The organism is Paenibacillus sp. ov031 (assembly GCF_900143165.1).
Taxonomy (GTDB): domain Bacteria; phylum Bacillota; class Bacilli; order Paenibacillales; family Paenibacillaceae; genus Paenibacillus; species Paenibacillus marchantiae.
In genome coordinates this window covers 256,798-276,010 of sequence record NZ_FRDO01000003.1, presented here as the reverse complement: position 1 = coordinate 276,010, position 19,213 = coordinate 256,798, and the positions used below count along the sequence as shown (strand labels likewise).

The 19,213-nt window shown below is 47.1% G+C and carries 24 protein-coding genes; 22 read left to right on the top strand and 2 right to left on the bottom strand.

From position 1 onward, the window contains the following. Nucleotides 1-17: 17 nt before the first annotated feature. The 4 genes from BUA17_RS14920 to BUA17_RS14905 all read left to right on the top strand — a co-directional run bounded on the left by BUA17_RS14920 (nt 18) and on the right by BUA17_RS14905 (nt 3,433). Nucleotides 18-875: a DMT family transporter gene (locus BUA17_RS14920; RefSeq protein WP_244552147.1), complete on the top strand. Its 858-nt coding sequence runs from the start codon at nt 18-20 to the stop codon at nt 873-875. A 78-nt stretch (nt 876-953) separates the two neighbouring features. Next, nucleotides 954-1,835, top strand: a complete 882-nt coding sequence (locus BUA17_RS14915; RefSeq protein WP_072734419.1) for a glycoside hydrolase family 43 protein — start codon at nt 954-956, stop codon at nt 1,833-1,835. A 262-nt stretch (nt 1,836-2,097) separates the two neighbouring features. Next, on the top strand, nt 2,098-2,649 hold the full coding sequence (locus BUA17_RS14910; RefSeq protein ID WP_348537074.1) for a nucleotidyltransferase family protein: 552 nt from the start codon (nt 2,098-2,100) through the stop codon (nt 2,647-2,649). Nucleotides 2,650-2,701: 52 nt separating this feature from the next. Continuing rightward, nucleotides 2,702-3,433, top strand: a complete 732-nt coding sequence (locus BUA17_RS14905) for a YdcF family protein (RefSeq protein WP_072734080.1) — start codon at nt 2,702-2,704, stop codon at nt 3,431-3,433. Between the two features lie 99 nt (nt 3,434-3,532). On the opposite strand, the gene BUA17_RS14900 is transcribed toward BUA17_RS14905, so the two are convergent. Further along, nucleotides 3,533-3,880: a helix-turn-helix domain-containing protein gene (locus BUA17_RS14900; RefSeq protein WP_072734079.1), complete on the bottom strand. Its 348-nt coding sequence runs from the start codon at nt 3,878-3,880 to the stop codon at nt 3,533-3,535. Nucleotides 3,881-4,138: 258 nt separating this feature from the next. On the opposite strand from BUA17_RS14900, the gene BUA17_RS14895 reads away from it, so the two are divergent. From BUA17_RS14895 to BUA17_RS14815, 18 genes are all read left to right on the top strand, one after another. Further along, nucleotides 4,139-4,540 carry a hypothetical protein gene (locus tag BUA17_RS14895; protein WP_139295663.1) on the top strand — a complete coding sequence of 134 codons (402 nt, stop codon included), beginning with the start codon at nt 4,139-4,141 and terminating at the stop codon, nt 4,538-4,540. A 379-nt stretch (nt 4,541-4,919) separates the two neighbouring features. Further along, nucleotides 4,920-5,477: a DJ-1/PfpI family protein gene (locus BUA17_RS14890; RefSeq protein WP_072734078.1), complete on the top strand. Its 558-nt coding sequence runs from the start codon at nt 4,920-4,922 to the stop codon at nt 5,475-5,477. 58 nt (nt 5,478-5,535) lie between these two features. Further along, nucleotides 5,536-6,039: a hypothetical protein gene (locus BUA17_RS14885; protein WP_072734077.1), complete on the top strand. Its 504-nt coding sequence runs from the start codon at nt 5,536-5,538 to the stop codon at nt 6,037-6,039. 82 nt (nt 6,040-6,121) lie between these two features. Then, on the top strand, nt 6,122-7,003 hold the full coding sequence (locus BUA17_RS14880) for a TIGR01777 family oxidoreductase (protein WP_072734076.1): 882 nt from the start codon (nt 6,122-6,124) through the stop codon (nt 7,001-7,003). Between the two features lie 257 nt (nt 7,004-7,260). Beyond that, a complete protein-coding gene (locus BUA17_RS14875; RefSeq protein ID WP_072734075.1) occupies nt 7,261-8,262 on the top strand; it encodes a beta-ketoacyl-ACP synthase III in 1,002 nt (333 codons plus the stop codon). Beyond that, entirely contained in the window at nt 8,252-9,547 is a 1,296-nt protein-coding gene (locus tag BUA17_RS14870) for an ATP-grasp domain-containing protein (RefSeq protein ID WP_072734074.1), read from the top strand. The genes BUA17_RS14875 and BUA17_RS14870 overlap by 11 nt, the downstream gene beginning before the upstream one ends. After that, entirely contained in the window at nt 9,544-10,539 is a 996-nt protein-coding gene (locus BUA17_RS14865; RefSeq protein ID WP_072734073.1) for an NAD-dependent epimerase/dehydratase family protein, read from the top strand. Before BUA17_RS14870 ends, BUA17_RS14865 begins: the two co-directional genes overlap by 4 nt. Continuing rightward, nucleotides 10,533-11,393: an MBL fold metallo-hydrolase gene (locus BUA17_RS14860; protein WP_072734072.1), complete on the top strand. Its 861-nt coding sequence runs from the start codon at nt 10,533-10,535 to the stop codon at nt 11,391-11,393. The genes BUA17_RS14865 and BUA17_RS14860 overlap by 7 nt, the downstream gene beginning before the upstream one ends. Next, nucleotides 11,390-12,703, top strand: a complete 1,314-nt coding sequence (locus BUA17_RS14855; RefSeq protein ID WP_072734071.1) for a F390 synthetase-related protein — start codon at nt 11,390-11,392, stop codon at nt 12,701-12,703. The genes BUA17_RS14860 and BUA17_RS14855 overlap by 4 nt, the downstream gene beginning before the upstream one ends. Nucleotides 12,704-12,773: 70 nt before the next feature. After that, nucleotides 12,774-13,694, top strand: a complete 921-nt coding sequence (locus tag BUA17_RS14850) for an SDR family oxidoreductase (RefSeq protein WP_083584718.1) — start codon at nt 12,774-12,776, stop codon at nt 13,692-13,694. Between the two features lie 51 nt (nt 13,695-13,745). Next, nucleotides 13,746-14,327 carry a DJ-1/PfpI family protein gene (locus BUA17_RS14845; RefSeq protein WP_072734070.1) on the top strand — a complete coding sequence of 194 codons (582 nt, stop codon included), beginning with the start codon at nt 13,746-13,748 and terminating at the stop codon, nt 14,325-14,327. Continuing rightward, nucleotides 14,324-14,905, top strand: a complete 582-nt coding sequence (locus tag BUA17_RS14840; RefSeq protein WP_083584717.1) for a GNAT family N-acetyltransferase — start codon at nt 14,324-14,326, stop codon at nt 14,903-14,905. Before BUA17_RS14845 ends, BUA17_RS14840 begins: the two co-directional genes overlap by 4 nt. Next, the gene (locus BUA17_RS14835) at nt 14,902-15,786 is read left to right on the top strand and encodes a serine/threonine-protein kinase (protein WP_072734069.1); all 885 of its coding nucleotides are present in this window, start codon (nt 14,902-14,904) and stop codon (nt 15,784-15,786) included. The genes BUA17_RS14840 and BUA17_RS14835 overlap by 4 nt, the downstream gene beginning before the upstream one ends. A gap of 233 nt (nt 15,787-16,019) precedes the next feature. After that, nucleotides 16,020-16,148, top strand: a complete 129-nt coding sequence (locus tag BUA17_RS31890; protein WP_280174356.1) for a hypothetical protein — start codon at nt 16,020-16,022, stop codon at nt 16,146-16,148. A 48-nt stretch (nt 16,149-16,196) separates the two neighbouring features. Beyond that, on the top strand, nt 16,197-16,715 hold the full coding sequence (locus BUA17_RS14830; RefSeq protein ID WP_072734068.1) for a GNAT family N-acetyltransferase: 519 nt from the start codon (nt 16,197-16,199) through the stop codon (nt 16,713-16,715). A 227-nt stretch (nt 16,716-16,942) separates the two neighbouring features. Continuing rightward, nucleotides 16,943-17,329, top strand: coding sequence for a hypothetical protein (locus BUA17_RS14825; RefSeq protein WP_072734067.1), 387 nt, complete (start codon nt 16,943-16,945; stop codon nt 17,327-17,329). Nucleotides 17,330-17,361: 32 nt separating this feature from the next. Further along, nucleotides 17,362-18,186 (top strand): glutamate racemase, encoded by an 825-nt coding sequence (murI, locus tag BUA17_RS14820; protein ID WP_072734066.1) that lies wholly within the window; start codon nt 17,362-17,364, stop codon nt 18,184-18,186. 32 nt (nt 18,187-18,218) lie between these two features. Beyond that, nucleotides 18,219-18,770: a histidine phosphatase family protein gene (locus BUA17_RS14815; protein ID WP_072734065.1), complete on the top strand. Its 552-nt coding sequence runs from the start codon at nt 18,219-18,221 to the stop codon at nt 18,768-18,770. A gap of 70 nt (nt 18,771-18,840) precedes the next feature. On the opposite strand, the gene BUA17_RS14810 is transcribed toward BUA17_RS14815, so the two are convergent. Continuing rightward, a complete protein-coding gene (locus BUA17_RS14810) occupies nt 18,841-19,203 on the bottom strand; it encodes a DUF423 domain-containing protein (RefSeq protein WP_072734064.1) in 363 nt (120 codons plus the stop codon). Between the last annotated feature and the right edge of the window lie 10 nt (nt 19,204-19,213).

Here is a 19,213-nt window from a genome sequence, read left to right as displayed (position 1 = left end):
AGAGGAACGTTTTGATTATGATTTTACCTATAGTTCTGGTGCTCGCTTCCGGGATGGCTCACGCTGTCTGGAGTATGTTCACCAAACGCAGTTTAAACAAAAGTGTGTTTTTATGGTCCATCATGATGATTCCAACCGTAATACTGCTGCCTGTGCTTATTGTGGAATTGGTACGGGAACCTTTATCCATGCCAGCCTATGCACTACTCGTGTTATCAATGGCGCTGCAAGCCTTGTATTCCTGGCTGCTATCGCAGACGTATGAATCGGGTGATTTGTCGCAGATTTATCCGATTATGCGGGGAACGAGCACCTTGTTAGTGCCATTGATCGGTGTTGCTTTTCTGGGGGAAACGTTGTCCATGTTCGGCTGGGTCGGTATTGCCTGCATGATTGTAGGATTTACGGTGCTGAGTGGTGTGGGAAGCAGAGTTGGCAAATCTGGCTCAAGTGTAACAGGATCAAAGCCGGTTCTGATGGCCTTATGTGTCGGGTTATGTACAACGAGTTATGTGTTCGTGGACAAATTAAATCTAGAGCATATTTCACCCCTGTCGTTACTTGAAGTGACGAACATTGGCTTTGTTGCCGGCTTGACTCCGGCGCTGCTCGCTTCCCGCCAACTGCGTCAGGAGTGGAAGAAGAACCGATCAACCATTATGCTGGGAGCGCTGCTGAATCCAGGCTCGTACTTGTTGTTTCTGTTTGCATTGCAGCAGGCGCCAATGGCTAGACTGGGCCCGCTTCGGGAAGTAGGGACAGTATTTGCGGCCTTCCTCGGTATTTTGTTACTGAAAGAACAGCAGGGGAAGAAGCGTATTCTCTGTTCCATCGTTATTTTTGGCGGCATATTGCTGATTGGTATGTGGGGTTAATGGAATTCCAGTATTTGGAGATATGGTGTATACTCATGGTTAATGAACCGCTCTCATGAGGAGGATGAACCATTGAACGTGCACCGTTTGGAAGATATTCATTTTCGTGATCCCTACATACTGGCTATACCATCGCGCAAGAAATATTATTTATATGGCTCTATCGGGCAAAATGTGTGGAATGGCCCAGCCATCGGTTTTGATGTCTATGAGAGCGAAGACCTGATCCATTGGAGCGGTCCTTCCCCATGCTTCCGTGCACCTGCGGACTTCTGGTCCGATCACCACTATTGGGCCCCGGAAGTCTATGAATGGGAAGGTCGCTTTTATATGTTTGCCAGCTTCAAGGCGGAAGGTGTTTCGCGGGTAACAGGTGTGTTGGTGGCTGATCAGCCGGAAGGGCCTTTTGAATTGTGGTGTCGCTCCCTGACGCCACCAGATTGGGAATGCCTGGACGGTACATTGTATGTGGACGATCAGGGTGATCCGTGGATGATCTTTTGCAAGGAATGGGTACAGGTGGAGGATGGGGAGATGTACGCGGTACGTCTGAAACCGGATCTGAAAGGAACGATAGGCAAACCTGATCTGTTATTCAAAGCTTCCGAAGCGCCATGGTCTGTCGGAGGTGGAGAACAGCGAAACCGTTATGTCACGGATGGTCCGTTTTTGTATCGTATGCAAAATGATGAACTCGTCATGATGTGGTCCACATCCGGTCAAGACGGTTATACACTGGGGGTGGCCCGCTCGGTGTCCGGTAAACCGCAAGGACCATGGAAGCAGGATGACAAGCCGTTGTTCGCCAATAATGGAGGACATGGGATGCTGTTTCGAACGTTCGAAGGACAACTGTGTCTCACCATTCATGCTCCGAACAATCATCCGAAGGAACGACCCGTTATTTTCCGCATGCAGGAGAAGCAAGGACAACTGACGCTTATGGATAATCCAACGTAAAATGTAGAAAATGCAGATCATGTATTCGGGAAAGATGCTGGCCTAATCGATTTTTCAATCTTCTTCAATTCATCCCCTCAGGGTAAATGATCTTAAGGAACATCTGTTCAGATGAGCCTAGGATGACTGCCTGAGGGGATTTGTTTATTTTATCGCAGGTACTCAAACATGATATATTGGAAGGAGCAGCGTGTCGGTAATGTAAAAGCGAGCAATGATAGCTCTATAATGAAATGGACAGAGTGACGGGGAGAGACCTTATATGTTGCATAAGGAAAAGTTGATCCAGGCGATTACGGAGCATGAACAATTAATGCACGACCTGCGGCGGATTCGCAGTCTGGATCTGCCTCAGTGTTACATAGGTGCGGGGTATATTCGCAATTATATCTGGGATGTGCTTCATGGCTATCCTCTTCGCGAACTTCACAGCGATATTGATGTTGTTTACTACGATACGGAAGATATGCGTGAGGAGCGGGACCTGCTGCTGGAACAAGGGCTTCGCGAGCAGACAGGCAATTCCATATGGTCGGTGAAAAATCAGGCGAGGATGCATCTGCGTAATGGAAACAAGCCCTATCAATCCACAGAAGATGCCCTTCGGTATTGGCCAGAAATCGTCACAGCCATAGGTGTGCGGTTAGATGAACAAGGTCAGGTGCGTATCTGTGCCCCGCATGGGCTGGAGGATCTGTATACGTTAATCGTACGCCAAAGTCCGTTTTTCTCGGATGCAGACTACTATAATCATCGTGTAGAGAAGAAATGCTGGCAACAACAGTGGCCCAAGCTCACGATCATAAAATCCTGAATCAAGGGCATATGACGGAAGTGAAGGCCCGAGAAGGAGTGTTACTGGATTTATGAAAAAGTTTATACGAGAAAAAGGCCTAATCCTTGATCTTATTTTCATTGCATGTTTTGTGTTCTTCCTTGTTTTCTGGGGCTGGAACTTCGCAGTGAAGTTTTTTGGCATGATCACTATAGCTTTTATCGTGTTGAGGCGGATTGATTATCAAAAGCATATCCTGCTGAAACGCATTCTGCTTACTGGCTTCGGGATCGCTGCGGTTTCATTTGTAATTATCGAAGCACTTGTGTTTACTCAGCTTAACGCGAATGATCCTGAAGAAGCGGACTATGTCATTATTCTCGGCTCGGGCATCAAGGGAACTGAATTGTCATTGACCTTGAAACAAAGGCTGGATGCCAGTTTGGACTATATCCGCAGTCATCCTCAGACGCCAGTGATTGTATCCGGCGGGCAGGGGCCGGGTGAATCGATTCCGGAAGCACTCGCCATGAAAAACTACCTTGTTGATCAGGGGATCAGCCCCACACAAGTCATTATGGAAGATCGATCGACGAGCACCCAGGAGAATATGGCTTTTTCCAAAAAAATCATTGATGCATCTGGGCTGGAGCATCCCAAGATCATGATTGTCACAAGTGATTACCATATGTTCAGATCCAAGTATTTGGCCGCCAAGAACGGTTACGCTGCCGAATACGGCATTTCCGCTCCTTCACCGGGTTATCTGAAACCGATCAATATGATCCGGGAGTATTTTGCAGCGGTTAAAGCGTTTATCTAATGGATAATGCGCGAATTCAGAAATGGATTACAATCTTCAAGATATCACATCCAAAAAAGGCAACGATCAACTCCTAATCGAGTGAACGTTGCCTTTTTGTTATTTCTTATCATACGTTTTGAAAATTTCAGTGATCACATTGAGAGCCATAGCTATTTCATGTGGTTCATGGGTTCTCAGGATGGTAATTAGTTTCTGAATGTTATTATCTTCATAGGAGAGTGCCTCGTTTTCATTCACATATGTAAATAATTGATTAACGCCGACATCAAGAGCATCCGCGATTCTATCCAAATTTTTCAAAGAGATGTTACGCTCCGCGCGTTCAATGAATCCGATATAGCTTGTATTAAATCCTGCCTTTTCAGCTAAAGCCTCTTGAGATAGATCCTTGGATTTCCGAAGATCTCTTATTCTTGCACCAACTAACTCCAAAAGTTCTGACATGGGTACACCTCTCTTTAATTAGAAGTGTAGAGAAAGAATAGAGGTTGATTAACCAATACTTAATAAGTAATTTGATTAAAAAACTACTATATAGTAATATTTTATCTATATCTTGCCCAAAACTTAAAAAATACACACCAGTTTTTTGTACAGAGAGTAAAACGGATAAAGGGGTTGTTGGACTTGAATGAAATGCACTCCTTCATGAATCGGCAGATCGATAAACCTTTATTGTACTTAACTGATGAGATTTCCAATGTGAAAAGAGATGTGTTCGATTATCAAAAACTTGCTGGATATCATATGAAATTGGCTTTTATGATGCATAAGCATAGCCAAAGGAAAGTTTGCCTGATTCTCTGTGACTGGGCTTTGACTGCCATGATCAAGGCTTTGTACATTCATGAGCACCAAACAACGATCTTACCTGACAAATGGACGATGAACGAAATTCTTTCTTTTGTGCATACAGATAAGAATCCCGGATTGGATATTGTCTTATTCATCAGCACGATACAATATATATCTTCAATAGAAAACGGCCCAGACTCTTTTCTTGCAGAGCCAACCAACATTGACAAACTGCTTGAACGAACAGAACAAGTGTTGAGTGAACTATCCGCCCGAATTCTTAGTGAACCAAACACTCCACTTTTTTAATTGCTGAAAATATATAAAAAGTTTTGTTTGACTGCGACAGCTTCCGTATTCCAAATCGGCCTACACGGGGCTGTTTTTTTGTTGGAACACGCCATCAATCGAAAGAATCTTGTACAATGAGGTAGTTGGAAAATTGAAACATAAATAGGGGATAAACATGAGAGGATGCATTAGTTACTAATCAAGATCATTTTATGTGAAATAGAAGAGCAGGATTAAAAGCATTTTATCCAGCTGCGGGATTCAAATGATGCTCACAACTAATTTTTGAGAATGGCCCATGATCATCTGATCAGAAATAATCATCAGTATGCTTTAAAAATGTTTGCAGACTAATATGTATCGAGGGTAGAAGGACAAAAAGAAGGGGGCAGCTGATTTGAAAACATACATATTATTATTTGAAGGATACGTATCATTTGAGATTATGTTAGCCAGCTATTTTATGAAAACCCAAGGAGACATCATAACGGTAGCGTTGGAAAAAGGACCTTTACAGTCATATGAGGGATTTTCGGTTAATCCCTCTGTTCTACTAAATGAGATTGATCCGTCAGAAGTGGAACTTTTGATAATTCCCGGAGGAGATGTTACGGCAATGCTGCAACGTCCGGACTTGATGTACTTCATCAAAGCACTTAATGCGCGCAAGACGCCCATTGCAGCCATCTGTGCAGGAATATTATTGTTCGGTCAAGCGCAAATATTGGAGAGCAGATCATTTACGACTAATGCTGAATCCGAGATGAGAGCTATCACAGCCCAAGGGAAATATGTAAATGAAGGTGTTGTTGTTGATGGACATATCATTACAGCCAAGGCGAGTGCTTATGTGGATTTTGGAATCGAAATCGGTAAAGTTATGAATATCTATTCAGGTCCTGAAGATCTGGAAGAAACGATTCAAGTGTTCAAATATTTCAACGCCAAATCATGATATAATATACGTCATTAATAGAAGAACGATGTAGGAGTGAAGGATCATTACAGCATATATGTTACCTGCTCTCTATGAGCAAAAGAAAGTTTCAGCGCATGACATGGAAGAGATTGTGCGTTTGTTGGCACACGCACCATTACTATATGATGACGGGCTGTCAATTCAAGTTCAGGACTTCATGGAAGGGTTGGAAATCGAGCTTGAGCATGAGGTGCGGCGCGCAGTAATCGAGTTGTATGAATTGGCTGTGCAAGCTTGTCGTCCCTTCTCCGAGCTATCTGCTTATGAGCAGTTTCAGGATGCACTTGGATTACAGGCCGAACTATGGCAGGTAGAAGTGCTGACGCTTGTCGAATGGATGGAATGGTTGAAGCAGATCGGTAAAGGACAAAGAAAACTGCCTGAATACAATTTTACAGCCATGCTGGGGAATTTGCCTGAAGGGTTCATGATTCATGATTTCCATGATGAGCTTATGTATCAGTTGGAGCAAAACTCAGCGAACGCATGGGCGATTGAAGAACGCAATCGTTTATACGCAGCCTTGGGCATAAATTAAAATCAAACAAAACCGTCGCAGACAGTGTTAGTCCATATATAGCGTAGTTGCTTTACCCAGTATGGGGAAATGAGGGGATACCGTGAAAAAGGTTGTGTTGGCGGGTGGAACAGGGTTTGTTGGTCAGGATTTTGCCCAAAGATTCAAGGAGCTTGGTTATGAGGTGCTCATCATCTCACGTCAGCCCGGTCATATTGCCTGGGAGAACCAGGCTGGAATCATAGAGGCACTTGAAGGTGCAGAATTGCTGATTAACCTGGCCGGAAAATCCGTAAACTGCCGTTACACGGACGAGAACCGCAAAGTCATTTTGGAATCCAGAACACGCACAACCCGCATTTTGGGCGAGTCTGTTCTGGCTTGTAGCAACCCTCCTGAATTATGGATTAATTCGAGCACGGCCACCATATACAGACATGCAGAAGATCGTCCCATGACGGAGAAAGAGGGCGAGATTGGCTCCGGATTCTCGGTGGATGTCGCCAAGGCGTGGGAAAAGGCTTTTTTTGAATTCAGTCTGCCGTCTACACGTCAGATTGCATTACGGATTGCCATTGTGCTGGGAGAAGGCGGCGTCATGGAGCCACTCACCAATCTGGTCCGCTTTGGGCTGGGTGGATCACAAGGACCTGGAACCCAGCAGTTTAGCTGGATTCATATAGAAGATTTGTTCTGCATGGTGATCTATGTTAAGCAGCATCCGCAATTGGAGGGTGTATTTAATGCATCCTCTCCCCATCCTGTCACGAACCGCCAGCTTATGGAGAGTCTGCGGCGGCAGATGGGAGTTCGTATTGGACTTCCTTCACCTCGCTGGATGCTGGAACTGGGGGCACGATTCATCCGGACCGAAACAGAGCTGGTTCTCAAAAGTCGCTGGGTTATTCCCGAGAGGCTGGAAAGAGAAGGATTTACATTCAAGTATGATACGCTCGATCTTGCACTGGCCAAGATTTTGAAGTAAGGAAATGAATCAACATGACTGAATAAAAAAGATAACACAACGGGAGGGGCAGAGATATCTGCCCTTCTGCTGTATTTTCTGCACTTCGTCATGGCGTTTAGCCAGGCGGGGTGAAGTGTAATTTTCATTTAGATATGTTCGACTAAACATTTACACGATAACTGCGATAACAAGGTTGTTCTGTCATTGGAGTGTTAGTGTACATATTTATTAGTTGAACTTATATTCAGTCAGAAGAAGAGAAAGAGGTAGGTCATATGCAGCTTAGAAGAGTGAGAATTGTGGGAACAGGCAAGTATTTGCCTGAACAGGAAGTAACCGACGAGGAGTTGGATCGCCGTTTGCAAGTGCCTGCGGGCTGGGTCAGTAAAGCAACAGGTGTTGGTGTGCGCCATTATGCTTCCAATGCAGAGACCTCTTCCTTCATGGGAGCGAGGGCTGCCGAAGCAGCACTTGTTGATGCGGGATTGACGTTCGCAGATATAGACTGTCTGGTGTGTACGAGCGGTACGAAGGAACAACCTTTACCCAGTACGGCGGTATTCATTCAGCAGGCGATGGGACAGCAGGATTCAGGTGTACCGGCTTTTGACATGGATGCGACCTGTTTAAGTTTCCTAAACGGGTTGGATGTTATCTCCTATATGGTGGATGCCAGGCGTTATAAAAGGGTGCTGCTTGTAGCTACGGAGATCGCTTCGAAGGGATTGAATTGGTCAAACAAGGAGAGTGCAGCCCTGTTCGGTGATGGAGCTGCTGCTGTCATTATTGAACGCTCCGCTGAAGGAGAGTCTTCGCAGATTGTACATGCCTCGCTGAAAACGTACAGCCGCGGCGCGCGGTTTTCGGAAATTGCCGGTGGGGGCACTCGTCTGCATGCCTCGAATTATGTGGCAGAGCAGCCGGCGCCCTATCTTTTTCATATGGATGGACAGGCCATCTTCCGTATGGCTTCCAGATTGCTGCCAGCATTTATTGACGATATGTTGCAAGCAACTGGTAATCAGATGAAGGATTTCCAATTGGTAATTCCGCATCAGGGAAGTGCCATGGCGATGAGGCTGATCCGCAAGAAGCTAGGAATCGAAGAGGACCGTTTTATGGACATTACACGAAATCACGGCAATACCATTGCCGCTTCCATTCCGATGGGGTTGCATGAAGCGATCAAGCAGCAGCGCATTCAGAGGGGAGATCGGGTGCTAATGATCGGAACAGCCGCCGGATTATCACTGGGAGGACTTATTTTTGACTACTAGATTCACGAAGAATGGAAATCAAACATCAGAATCCTTAAATGTGCTGCTCACAGGCGGGCGGGCTCCGGTAACGCTCGATCTGGCGCGTATGCTTCATCGTGCGGGTCACCGGGTTTACGTTGCGGAGAGCGTGGTGCGTCATTTGTGCAGATTGACCAGTGCGGTGGAGCAGTGTTTCATGGTTCCATCTCCACGTCATGAAACAGAGGATTACTTGTTAGAGATGGAGAGTCTGGTTCAAACCTGGCAGATCGAATTGTTGATTCCGATGTGTGAAGAAGTTTTTTATATTGCCCAAGGGACAGATCGACTGCGTAATCACTGCCGTGTACTTGTTTCGTCTATAGAGCAGCTGCATGAATTGCATCATAAATATCGCTTTATTCAGCTTGCAGAGTCGTTTGGCCTTTCGGTGCCGGATACCCGTCTGATCAACAGTCGGCAGGAATGGATGGAAGCGCAGGCTGATCTGGATATAGAAGGGGAATGGGTATGGAAGCCCGTATACTCCCGCTTTGCTGCCAGAGTTCGTATGCCGATATCCTCCACAGCAGACTTTGATAGAGGCGCACCTGATCAGAAGATATACGAAGGTAAAATGAAGCAGCACCGTTTACAGAATGATCCTCCTGGTGACACGGAAATATCCTCGGCTTCCCCTTGGGTTGCACAGGCTTATGTTGCCGGGCAAATGTTATGTACATACAGCGTAGCTTATGAAGGGAAAATCGTTGCACATACAACCTACGACAGTCGCTATCGAACGGGCAGCGTAGGGGCGAGTGTTTTTTTTGAACATGTGGAGCATGAAGGAATTTACGAGTGGGTAAGGCAATTTGTACAGGCGACAGGGTTTAGCGGGCAGATTGGGTTTGATTTTATCGAAACAGAGGACGGACAAGTATATGCCATTGAGTGTAATCCGAGGGCGACCAGTGGCATCCATTTGTTTCACCCTGGTGATGGTTTGGTACGTGCTTTAATTGCACCTGAAGAGCTGGTGAAAGCAGCAAAGGTGATCATCCCCAAGCAAGGAAGCAAAGCGATGTTGATGCTTCCGATGTTGGGAAGTGGATTGCAGCAGCTCTGGGGGAAGGGCAGCATGCGGGCATGGATGATAGCCTGGCGGGGAACGAGGGATGTGGTGTATCTGAGACACGATATGAAACCTTTGTTTGAGCAATTTGCAATTGTACTCTCCGCCTGGCGGCTTGCAAGGAAACATAAGTTCTCGCTGACTGAAGCTTTGACTCACGACATAGAATGGAACGGTGAACAACAATGAATAGAGCATTGGTTACAGGAGCAACGGGATGTCTGGGCAGGCATTTGGCGATACGGCTTGCAGAGCAAGGCTGGCAAGTTACGGGTATGGGACGCCAGCAAAAGCACGGTGCACAGCTGGAGGCAGCAGGCATTCGCTTTTATAACGGAGATATACGGGATCAGGAGGCAGTGAATGAGGCCTGTTCGGGCCAGGGTGTTGTGTTTCACTGTGCGGCGTTATCGTCGCCATGGGGCAAATACCGGGATTTTTACAGCATCAATGTGGAGGGGACACAGCATTTGGTGGACCGTTGTATGAAAGTTGGCATAAAGCGCTTCATTCATGTATCAACGCCGAGCCTATATTTTAACTACAGTCCGCGATATGACATACATGAGAATGACCCCTTGCCATCCAAGCCAGCTAATCATTATGCAGCCACCAAGCGGCTCGCTGAGCAGGTGGTTTTGCAGGCTCATGCTAAGGGACTTCCATCGATCATGATTCGTCCGAGAGCTATTTTTGGCCCGTATGACCAGACCCTTTTTCCCAGAATCGTTGCAGCAAATGCCAAATCGGGTGTACCTATGATCGGAGGCGGACAGGCACTCATTGACCTGACTTGTGTGGATAACGTGGTGGATGCGCTTTTGTTATGCAGGGATGCTAAGACAGAAGTGCTGGGTCGTGCCTACAATATTTCCAATGGAGATCCGAGACCGTTTCAGGATTTGGTGAGCACGTTGTTTGGAAAGCTGGAAATGTCTTTACACCGTCGAAATATTCCCTACGGAGCAGCATACGGAGCAGCCGCAGTGCTGGAACGTGTACACCGCTTGATTCCTGCGTTAGGTGAACCTCAATTGACGCGGTATACGGTTGGTTCATTATCTATCCCGCAGACGCTGGATATTACGGATGCCCGTGAGAAGCTGGGATATGTGCCTCGGTTGTCCATTGATGAGGGGTTACAACAATTTGCAGACTGGTGGAGGGCTGAATCATGCTGACAACAACTTCGGTAAAGCTTCATCTTGGAGCAGCGGGTTATTGCACACATCCGGAGTTTCTGACGCTGCGTGGTGGAAGTTTGCGTCCGGTGGCCTTTCCGGCAGGCTTTGCGTGCATCATTCATCCTGTACATGGTCCGATTCTGCTGGACACGGGATATAGCTCCCGTTTTTTCAAGGAAACCGCCCGCTTGCCAAACGCGCTGTATCGTCATATTACACCTGTGGTCTATCGTGAAGAAGACAGTGCGGTACATTTTCTGGCTCGTTTAGGACTGGAAGCTTCGGATATTCGGTACATCATCCTCTCGCACTTTCATGGGGATCATATTGCAGGTGTGCGGGATTTCCCACAGGCGCAATTGATCTATCTGCCAAGAGCCTATGACGCCGTGCGTTCACTTGGCCCCATTGCGGCTGTAAAGGCAGGGTTTCTGTCCGGGCTGCTGCCAGAGGACTTTGATGCCCGATCATTGCCTGTTACGAAGCAGCCGGAGAGATGGGTAAGAGCGGGTGAGGATTTTCCTTTTCCCGAGGTATACGATATTTTCGGTGATGGCAGTCTGCTGGGTGTTGACGTATCGGGTCATGCGGAAGGCATGATGGGAATTTTGCTTAGTACGGAGTCACATGACTATTTTCTGTGCGCGGACACAGTGTGGTCGAGTCGTGCTTTTCAGGAACAACGCAGACCTCATGCACTCGCTGGAATCATTATGTCGGATCGTCAGGCGTATCGAAGGAATTTTGACAGACTCGTTCAGTTGCATCAGCAGTTTCCAGCGATTCGGATTGTGCCCAGTCATTGCCATGAAGCGCTGAATGCTTGGGGTACAGAGGGTGAGCACATATGAGCAGTACACTGCGTATTGTCTACCATTATGCACTTGCACGGGGATTGAGAAAATGGAAAACACGAGCGCAGCTTGAACGCTGGCAGGAACGCCAGATCATTCGGCAAGTGGAACGGGTTCGTAAAAAGTCCGCTTTTTACCGGGAGTGGTGGGGTGATGTTGATGCATCCAACTGGAGAAGCTTTCCGCTGATTGACAAAACGATCATGATGCAGCATTTCGATCGGCTCAACACGGTGGGCATTTCCAAGGGCGAAGCGATGGCTCTCGCCGGGGAAAGTGAGGAAACGCGTGATTTCAAGCCATCCGTTCAGGGCGTGACGGTAGGCTTGTCCTCAGGCACATCGGGCAACCGGGGGTTGTTTCTGGTGAGTGATCGTGAGCAGGATGCGTGGACAGGGACTGTGTTGGCCAAGCTCCTGCCTGGCGGACTGTGGAAGCCTGCCAAGATCGCCTTTTTCCTCCGGGCCAACAGTAATCTGTATGAATCGGTGCAGCGGGGTAAGCTGCAATTTCAATATTTTGATCTGCTGGAGCGTGTCGATACCTTGGTTGAACGTATGGAAACATACCGACCCACCGTATGGGTAGCGCCGCCCTCCATGCTGAGAATGTTGGCTGACGCTTATACGTCAGGCACATTGACCATTGTACCGGACAAAATCATTTCGGTTGCTGAAGTGCTGGACCCGCTGGATCGCAAGGTGCTGGAGAGTGTTTTTGGGCAAACCATTCATCAGGTGTACCAGTGTACTGAGGGATTTCTGGGCGCAACCTGCCGCTTCGGCACTTTGCATTTGAATGAAGATATCGTTCATATTGAAAAAGAGTTCATTGATCCCACGACCCGGAGGTTCGTGCCTGTGATCACGGACTTCTCCAGAACATCACAGCCGATTATCCGGTATCGGCTGAACGACATTCTGACCGAGGCAGCGGTTCCTTGTGCCTGTGGGTCTTCGTTCACTGCCATTGAGCGGATCGAAGGCCGGTGTGATGACACGCTTTATTTTCCACATCGACAAACGGGCGAAGACGTACCTGTATTTCCGGATTTTGTTACGCGTGCAGTGATTGCAGCCTCTCCGGCTATTGAGCATTATCGCGTCGTTCAGCGGGGTAACGGGGTGTTGGAAGTATCACTTCGGCTTGCAGGAGAAGGGATGCAGCAGGTGGAAGTTGGTGTGAAGCGGGAGCTGATGAATCTGGGAGAGCGGCTGGAATGCATCGTACCTGATATCAGATTTGTCCCTTATACGTTTGAACCGGGAATAACAAAGCTGCGCCGAGTGGAGAGACAACACACTTAAGTGAAGCGTTTTGATGATAGTGTTAACGATAATAAATCTACTAAATCCATCGAGGGAAGAGGTGAAGCAGATGACAGAACAGAAGATACAGACAGAGGACAATCATATACAGGGCGAAACAGGTTCAACCGTGGGGAAACCGGAAGAGTTCGACTCAAACGCTCCTATTGCGTTAATCACGGGTACATCGAGTGGGTTCGGCATGCTTACGGCGGTTACGCTGGCTAAACAAGGATATCGTGTTGTGGCAACGATGCGAGATTTGAGTCGGAATGTGGAATTGGCAAGGTTGGCGGAGCAGGCGGGCATTTCGGATCGGTTACAGGTTATTCGCCTGGATGTAACGGATGGTGATTCGGTACAGGAGGCTGTTCAGACGGTACTTCAAAACAATGGGCGGATCGATATGCTGGTGAACAATGCAGGATTTGCGCTTGGCGGATTTATTGAAGAAGTATCCATGGATGATTGGCGTCGGCAAATGGAAACGAATCTGTTTGGCTTGATTGCCGTTACACGTGCGGTCCTGCCTGTCATGCGTGAGCAAAAGCAGGGATTGATCATCAACTTGTCCAGCGTCAGTGGATTGTCCGGTTTTCCAGGTTATGCGCCGTATGCTGCATCCAAATTCGCAGTGGAAGGTTTCACGGAAAGTTTGCGTCATGAGATGTCCTCGTTCGGCATCCGGGTTGTGCTGGTAGAGCCGGGTGCTTATCGTACACCCATATGGAGTAAAGGCTTGGGCGAAATTCACAGGAGCGATGATTCTCCCTATAAGGATAAGCTGGACGCGGTTCTTCGTTATTCCCAGCATGCTGGAGAGACTGCACCTGATCCGCAGGAAGTAGCCGATCTGATTGCTCGCATTGCACGGATGCGTGCACCAAGGCTTCGTTATGCGCTGGGCAAAGGCTCGCGTTTGCTTATCATCGGCAAGCTGCTGCTTCCCTGGAAATGGCTGGAGTGGATTATTGCGCGTGGATTGAAATAGAATCAGCTACGAAACTCAATCACGAAATAAAAAACACTGGAGGGCTTTCATATGAAAATCGCTTTTGTTTTGTTTGATGGTTTGACTTTCCTTGATTTTGCAGGATTTTATGATGTGATCAATCGGTTGAATTTCTTTGAACAAACCAAAGGCACGACGTGGGAAACATGTGCGATGACAGATCAGGTTACGGACGAATCGGGTTTAACGTTGAAGGTGGACCGGGTGAAGCCCAATTTGGCGGAATATGATCTCATTTTTGTTCCTGGTGGCATGGGAACCCGTAAGCTTCGATTCGATGAGGCTTTTGTGGGCTGGCTGAGACAAGCTGAGAATGTTCCACTGAAGGTATCCGTGTGCACAGGCTCTCTGCTGATGGGGGCGGCGGGGTTTTTAACGGGTAAAAAAGCAACAACGCATCCCAATGTCTATGAACTGCTTGAGCCATATGTTGCTGAGGTGATTCAAACTCGGATTGTGAAAGACGGAAATGTGATTACGGCCGGAGGGGTAGCGACGTCCATTGATCTTGGGGTCTATGTTGTAGGTTTGCTTGCAGGCCAGGAAGCCGCAGCGAATGTAAAGCTACAAATCGATTATCCTTATGACATGCAGGGAGTGGTTGAAGAATGAATGAAGGTCAGAAGGAGAACGTGTTCATCCTTCGCAATATACGCAGAGATGAGGCAGAGAAATATTGGCCTTTGCGGCTGGAAGCACTGAAAAATCATCCGGAAGCCTTCGGGGCTTCATTTGAAATGTCCATTCAGCTTCCCATGAGTGAAGTGCAGGAACGTATACATACCGAACCCGATAATTACATTCTGGGTGCATATACAGAAGAAGGCATCCTCACAGGGACAATGGGGTTCAAAAGAGAACAGGGACTAAAGCTGAGGCACAAAGGATACATCTGGGGAGTTTATGTCTCACCGTCTTATCGTGGATGTGGACTTGCTTCCCGATTGCTCCGCGAAGTGTTGGATCGGGGCAGGGAATTGGAAGGCATAGAGCAAATCAATCTCAGTGTGGTTACCACAAACGGGTCAGCAAGGCGATTGTATGAGCAGCATGGATTTGAAACCTATGGCATTGAGCGCAATGCACTGGTCGTTCAGGGAAAGGGTTACGATGAAGCGCATATGACGTACTTTTATGCTGAGCGTTTGAATGTGAGCGATGAGCATGTTGAAGAAGGTGGTGACTTATGACGGACACGGTTCAGCTTGAACTTGACGGCATTTCTTTTGAGTTAAAAGAACCTCATTCATTCGAGTGGATCGCGCGCCTGGGTACTGTATTCCGTGTGTTTGATCAGCAGGATTCTGGCAATTTGTCCTTTGGTATTCTGGGTCTGGACGGAAAGCGGATATTCGTGAAATATGCTGGAGCATGCACGATACATGCGAACAGTTTAAGTACACCTGCCGAAGCGATTCATTATTTGAAATCATCCGTTTCCATATACGAAGATTTGGCACATGACACATTGATTCATTTAAAAGACCATTTTGCAACGGAACATGGCTACGTCTGTGTATTCGATTGGGTGGAAGGAGAATGTCTGCATTCCCATTGGGATTTTCCACCACCAGCCAAGTATGAGGACCCTCGTTCCCCCTATTATCGATTCAGACAGCTTCCGGTAAAGACGCGTATTCAGGCGATGAAGCAGATTTTGGATTTTCACATTGAAGTGCAACGGAGAGGGTATGTGGCTGTTGATTTTTACGATGGCAGTCTGATCTATGATTTTGACAAACAATCGATGAAAATATGTGATATTGATTTGTATCGAAAGGGCTCTTTCACGAATACGATGGGACGGATGTGGGGATCATCCCGGTTTATGTCTCCTGAGGAATTTGAGTTGGGTGCACCAATGGATGGAGTCACGAATGTGTTCAACATGGGAGCGATGGCTTTCTCCCTGCTGGGTGGAGAGTTGGATCGTTCATATGCCAGATGGGATGCGGGAGAAGCGTTGTACCAGGTGGTTATTCGTGCGATAGACCCTGAGCGAGCGAGTCGCTATGCGTCGGTTGCTGAATTAGGTGAAGCATGGAAAAAAGCCGTGCTGCAGGATCAATAAGCGATATTGAATCCTTGTTTAGATCTTAAAATTATCTAATATATTTCTCATACGTAATTGTGCACATTGGATTCGTATCTGCACGGGATATACCGTATAATGGAAATTAATGAGGGGGTATAGCCAATGTGCATATATACGATATCAGGATTAATAACTGATTTTCTGAAGCAGCATGACGCTGGAATAAGAAGTGTAGGCGAACCGTTATTGCAGAGGTTCATTCCGTAATTATGAATCCCATATTAAATCCTTCACCCATGGATATGATGAAAATTCAGGCAAATACATTGTATACGATGGACAATCAGAAGCGTCTGTTAAGTATTAACGAGCCGGATGGTGGGCAGGCTCCAGCCTAATTTATTGGAATAACTTCTGTCGGGCAATGTTCCTACTATCATGAGCAGTTGCCGTTCACTCTGATTGAGGAGCTAGGCTGTGATGCTGAGCTTCCGCTCGATATTGCGAAGCTGATTCGGAGAGTGGAGACGTTTAAGCCAGTGAAGAGTGCATGGATGGGCCCGGCTTATACATTTCCCGAGAAGTGCGGCGAATGGCATCCGAATGTTCAGCTTATAGAGAGTCATGGTGCTTTTTTGCTGGAAGAGCATTTTCCTGATTTAATAGAACGACTGCAAGAGAAAATGCCCATTGCCGCTTATGTAATGGAGAATTCGGCTGTCGCTGTATGTTGTTCGGCCCGTGTATCCCAACAGGGTGCTGAGGCTAGTCTGTATACGGCGCCTAATTTCAGAGGACAGGGTTATGCAGCAGAGGCTGTAAAGTGCTGGAAGTATCATGTTAAAGAGAGCGGGCGCATTCCAATCTATAGCACATCATGGGATAATATAGCTTCGCAGACTGTTGCCCGGAAGTTGGGACTAATCCAGTTTGGTGTGGATTTCAGCATCACGACCTCGTCATAAAAGATGCAATCATTTGTGTTAAATGAAGGGCATCAATCCGCAGGGTTGAAACTCTGGATCAAAAGTTGTTGTTGCAGCAATAATTAGGACTTTTGTACAAAAGAACCTGCAATAAGTCATTGTAGCGCATATCCGTATCTATCGGGATGAGTATAATTATGATCATAGCTTTGTCGAGTTTATTGAGAGTGCCGTTCATAAGTTTGAGCAGGGACAGGAGTGATTCCATGATTCGCAAACGTATTGCAAGCGGCACGGTGATGCTGTGTGCAGCATGGATGTTGGTAGCATGCTCGAATCAGGTGGAAAGTCATGACGTGAGCTGGAAAATTGATAGCAATCTTCAGCAAATCGTGAACGAAACTGAGATTCTGACCAGCAGTAATCCAGGTGATTATATTGTTGCTAACACAGAGGCGTATGCTCAGATTCTGGATACGGGTGAAGAGGGACTGAACGTTCTGATTCAGCAACTGGAGTCCAGTGCAGATAATGGCCTTAAGGAATGGCTTATGGCTCAGGCAAGTACGGAGCTGCTCGGAGAGCGTAACCCTGTGGAACGCTGGCAAAGTGGCAAAGACTGGCTCAGACAGTATAAAATGAAGGTAGAATAACATAACTCACCTCCCAGTCATCATGAGCAGGAATGAGAGGTTCCAGGAACCTGAAAGAATACGTTATAGAGGTGAAACCCTTGAAGAAGAAAATTGCATTTTTTGACTCGGGAATCGGTGGTTTAACCGTCTTGCATAAAGCTTTGCATCAATTCCCTGAAGAAGCGTTTCTGTATTATGCCGATACATTGCATGTTCCTTATGGGACCAAGTCCGCCGATGAGGTTAGAGGACATATCTTCCATTGTGTGGAGGCTATTGTTCAGGAAAATGTGCAAGCGATTGTGATTGCCTGCAATACAGCGACCAGTCTGACCGTGAAGGATTTACGTGCCAAGTATGATATCCCCGTTATCGGGATGGAGCCTGCTGTGAAACCGGCAGTGGAAATGAATCGAAGAAGCGGCAAAAGAGTGCTTGTATTTGCTACAGCCCTAACCTTGAGTCAAACGAAATATCATGAATTGGTATCCCGAGTGGATGATCACCACAGTGTCGATTCCATTCCATTACCTGAACTTGTGGAGTGGTGTGAGCAGTTGGACTTTGATCCACAGAAGATTGCGGCGTATTTCCGCCTTAAACTGGCTGATCTTGATCTGAACTTATACGGTACAGTTGTACTTGGCTGCACGCATTACCCGTTTTACACATCGATTCTTCGTACGGTTCTACCAGATCATATTCAGATTATTGATGGCAGTACGGGAACGGTTAACCGCTTGAAGCAGCTTCTTGGGTTGGCAGACCAAAAGGGCGTGTGGACAGAGGAAAAGGTTACTTTTCTTAGTTCATCTGGCCGTTCGGAAGACCGGGAGAACATGCGAATTGCACTCAAATATCTGGAGAAGCATTGAATGTAATTTGAATCAACAGGAGTTGAAGGGCGATGCAGTCTATTTATCTCATTCGTCATGCCAAAGCTACAGGGCAAGAACCGGATGCCGAGCTTACGGATGAAGGACTTCGTCAGGCAGAAGAACTTGCTGAGATGTTGGCGGAGCACCCAATCCAATACATTGTGTCGAGTCCGTGGAAAAGGGCACTTCAAACCGCTGCCCCACTGGGCAAAACCGTCCTGCAACATATACATACGGATGAACGTCTTCAAGAAAGGGTGCTTAGTACCCTTCATCTGGATAACTGGATGGATGTGCTTGAACGTACATACACGGACGAAGACTGGACGGAAGAAGGTGGTGAATCTTCTCGTTTCGCGACAGCCAGGGGCCTTGAGGTGCTGGACGAGCTGTGGAGCCGGCCTGAGCATAGCGGGGCTGTGATTACACACGGTAATCTGTTATCTCTGCTCATTCGCAGCCATGATGAATCCTTTGGATTCGAGGAGTGGAAAAATCTATCTAATCCTGATGTATATGTCCTGGAAAAACAGCAGGGAGATAAAGTCACACACAGCATTCGCCGTATAGGGCGAAGTTAAACATAAAGAGAGTGCTCCAGCGATTTTTTGAGATCGGCTAGAACACTCTTTTCAGTTTACGATGTTGGTTTTACAAAGCGGCGACTAATAACATTACCCAACCAACCAAAAATGCTACTCCGCCAAGGGGTGTGATCGCCCCCAGTTTTCGAACGCCAGTTACGCTTAGGACATACAGACTGCCCGAGAACAAGAGGATGCCGGCGAATAGCAGCCATCCAGCCAGCAACACAAGAGAAGGCTGCTCCAGTCGATCAGCAAACAGTCCGAGAAGGATGATTCCGAGTCCGTGAACAAGGTGATACTGAACGCCAGTCTCGTATATTTTGATCATGTCAGCAGACAATCTGCGTTTGAGCGCATGTGCACCGAATGCTCCAAGGGCAACAGCAAGAAACATCATGATACTTCCAAGTACAATCAAGGTCTGCATGTAGTCTTGT

Coding starts and splice junctions, on each gene's coding strand:
- BUA17_RS14825 (WP_072734067.1), top strand. CDS start 16,943: ATGATTCGCAAACGTATTGCAAGCGGCACGGTGATGCTGTGTGCAGCA.
- BUA17_RS14905 (WP_072734080.1), top strand. CDS start 2,702: ATGAAAAAGTTTATACGAGAAAAAGGCCTAATCCTTGATCTTATTTTC.
- BUA17_RS14865 (WP_072734073.1), top strand. CDS start 9,544: ATGAATAGAGCATTGGTTACAGGAGCAACGGGATGTCTGGGCAGGCAT.
- BUA17_RS14900 (WP_072734079.1), bottom strand. CDS start 3,880: ATGTCAGAACTTTTGGAGTTAGTTGGTGCAAGAATAAGAGATCTTCGG.
- BUA17_RS14910 (WP_348537074.1), top strand. CDS start 2,098: ATGTTGCATAAGGAAAAGTTGATCCAGGCGATTACGGAGCATGAACAA.
- murI (WP_072734066.1), top strand. CDS start 17,362: ATGAGAGGTTCCAGGAACCTGAAAGAATACGTTATAGAGGTGAAACCC.
- BUA17_RS14810 (WP_072734064.1), bottom strand. CDS start 19,203: ATGCAGACCTTGATTGTACTTGGAAGTATCATGATGTTTCTTGCTGTT.
- BUA17_RS14860 (WP_072734072.1), top strand. CDS start 10,533: ATGCTGACAACAACTTCGGTAAAGCTTCATCTTGGAGCAGCGGGTTAT.
- BUA17_RS14885 (WP_072734077.1), top strand. CDS start 5,536: ATGTTACCTGCTCTCTATGAGCAAAAGAAAGTTTCAGCGCATGACATG.
- BUA17_RS14875 (WP_072734075.1), top strand. CDS start 7,261: ATGCAGCTTAGAAGAGTGAGAATTGTGGGAACAGGCAAGTATTTGCCT.
- BUA17_RS14850 (WP_083584718.1), top strand. CDS start 12,774: ATGACAGAACAGAAGATACAGACAGAGGACAATCATATACAGGGCGAA.
- BUA17_RS14840 (WP_083584717.1), top strand. CDS start 14,324: ATGAATGAAGGTCAGAAGGAGAACGTGTTCATCCTTCGCAATATACGC.
- BUA17_RS31890 (WP_280174356.1), top strand. CDS start 16,020: ATGAATCCCATATTAAATCCTTCACCCATGGATATGATGAAAATTCAG.
- BUA17_RS14835 (WP_072734069.1), top strand. CDS start 14,902: ATGACGGACACGGTTCAGCTTGAACTTGACGGCATTTCTTTTGAGTTA.
- BUA17_RS14920 (WP_244552147.1), top strand. CDS start 18: ATGATTTTACCTATAGTTCTGGTGCTCGCTTCCGGGATGGCTCACGCT.
- BUA17_RS14845 (WP_072734070.1), top strand. CDS start 13,746: ATGAAAATCGCTTTTGTTTTGTTTGATGGTTTGACTTTCCTTGATTTT.
- BUA17_RS14815 (WP_072734065.1), top strand. CDS start 18,219: ATGCAGTCTATTTATCTCATTCGTCATGCCAAAGCTACAGGGCAAGAA.
- BUA17_RS14855 (WP_072734071.1), top strand. CDS start 11,390: ATGAGCAGTACACTGCGTATTGTCTACCATTATGCACTTGCACGGGGA.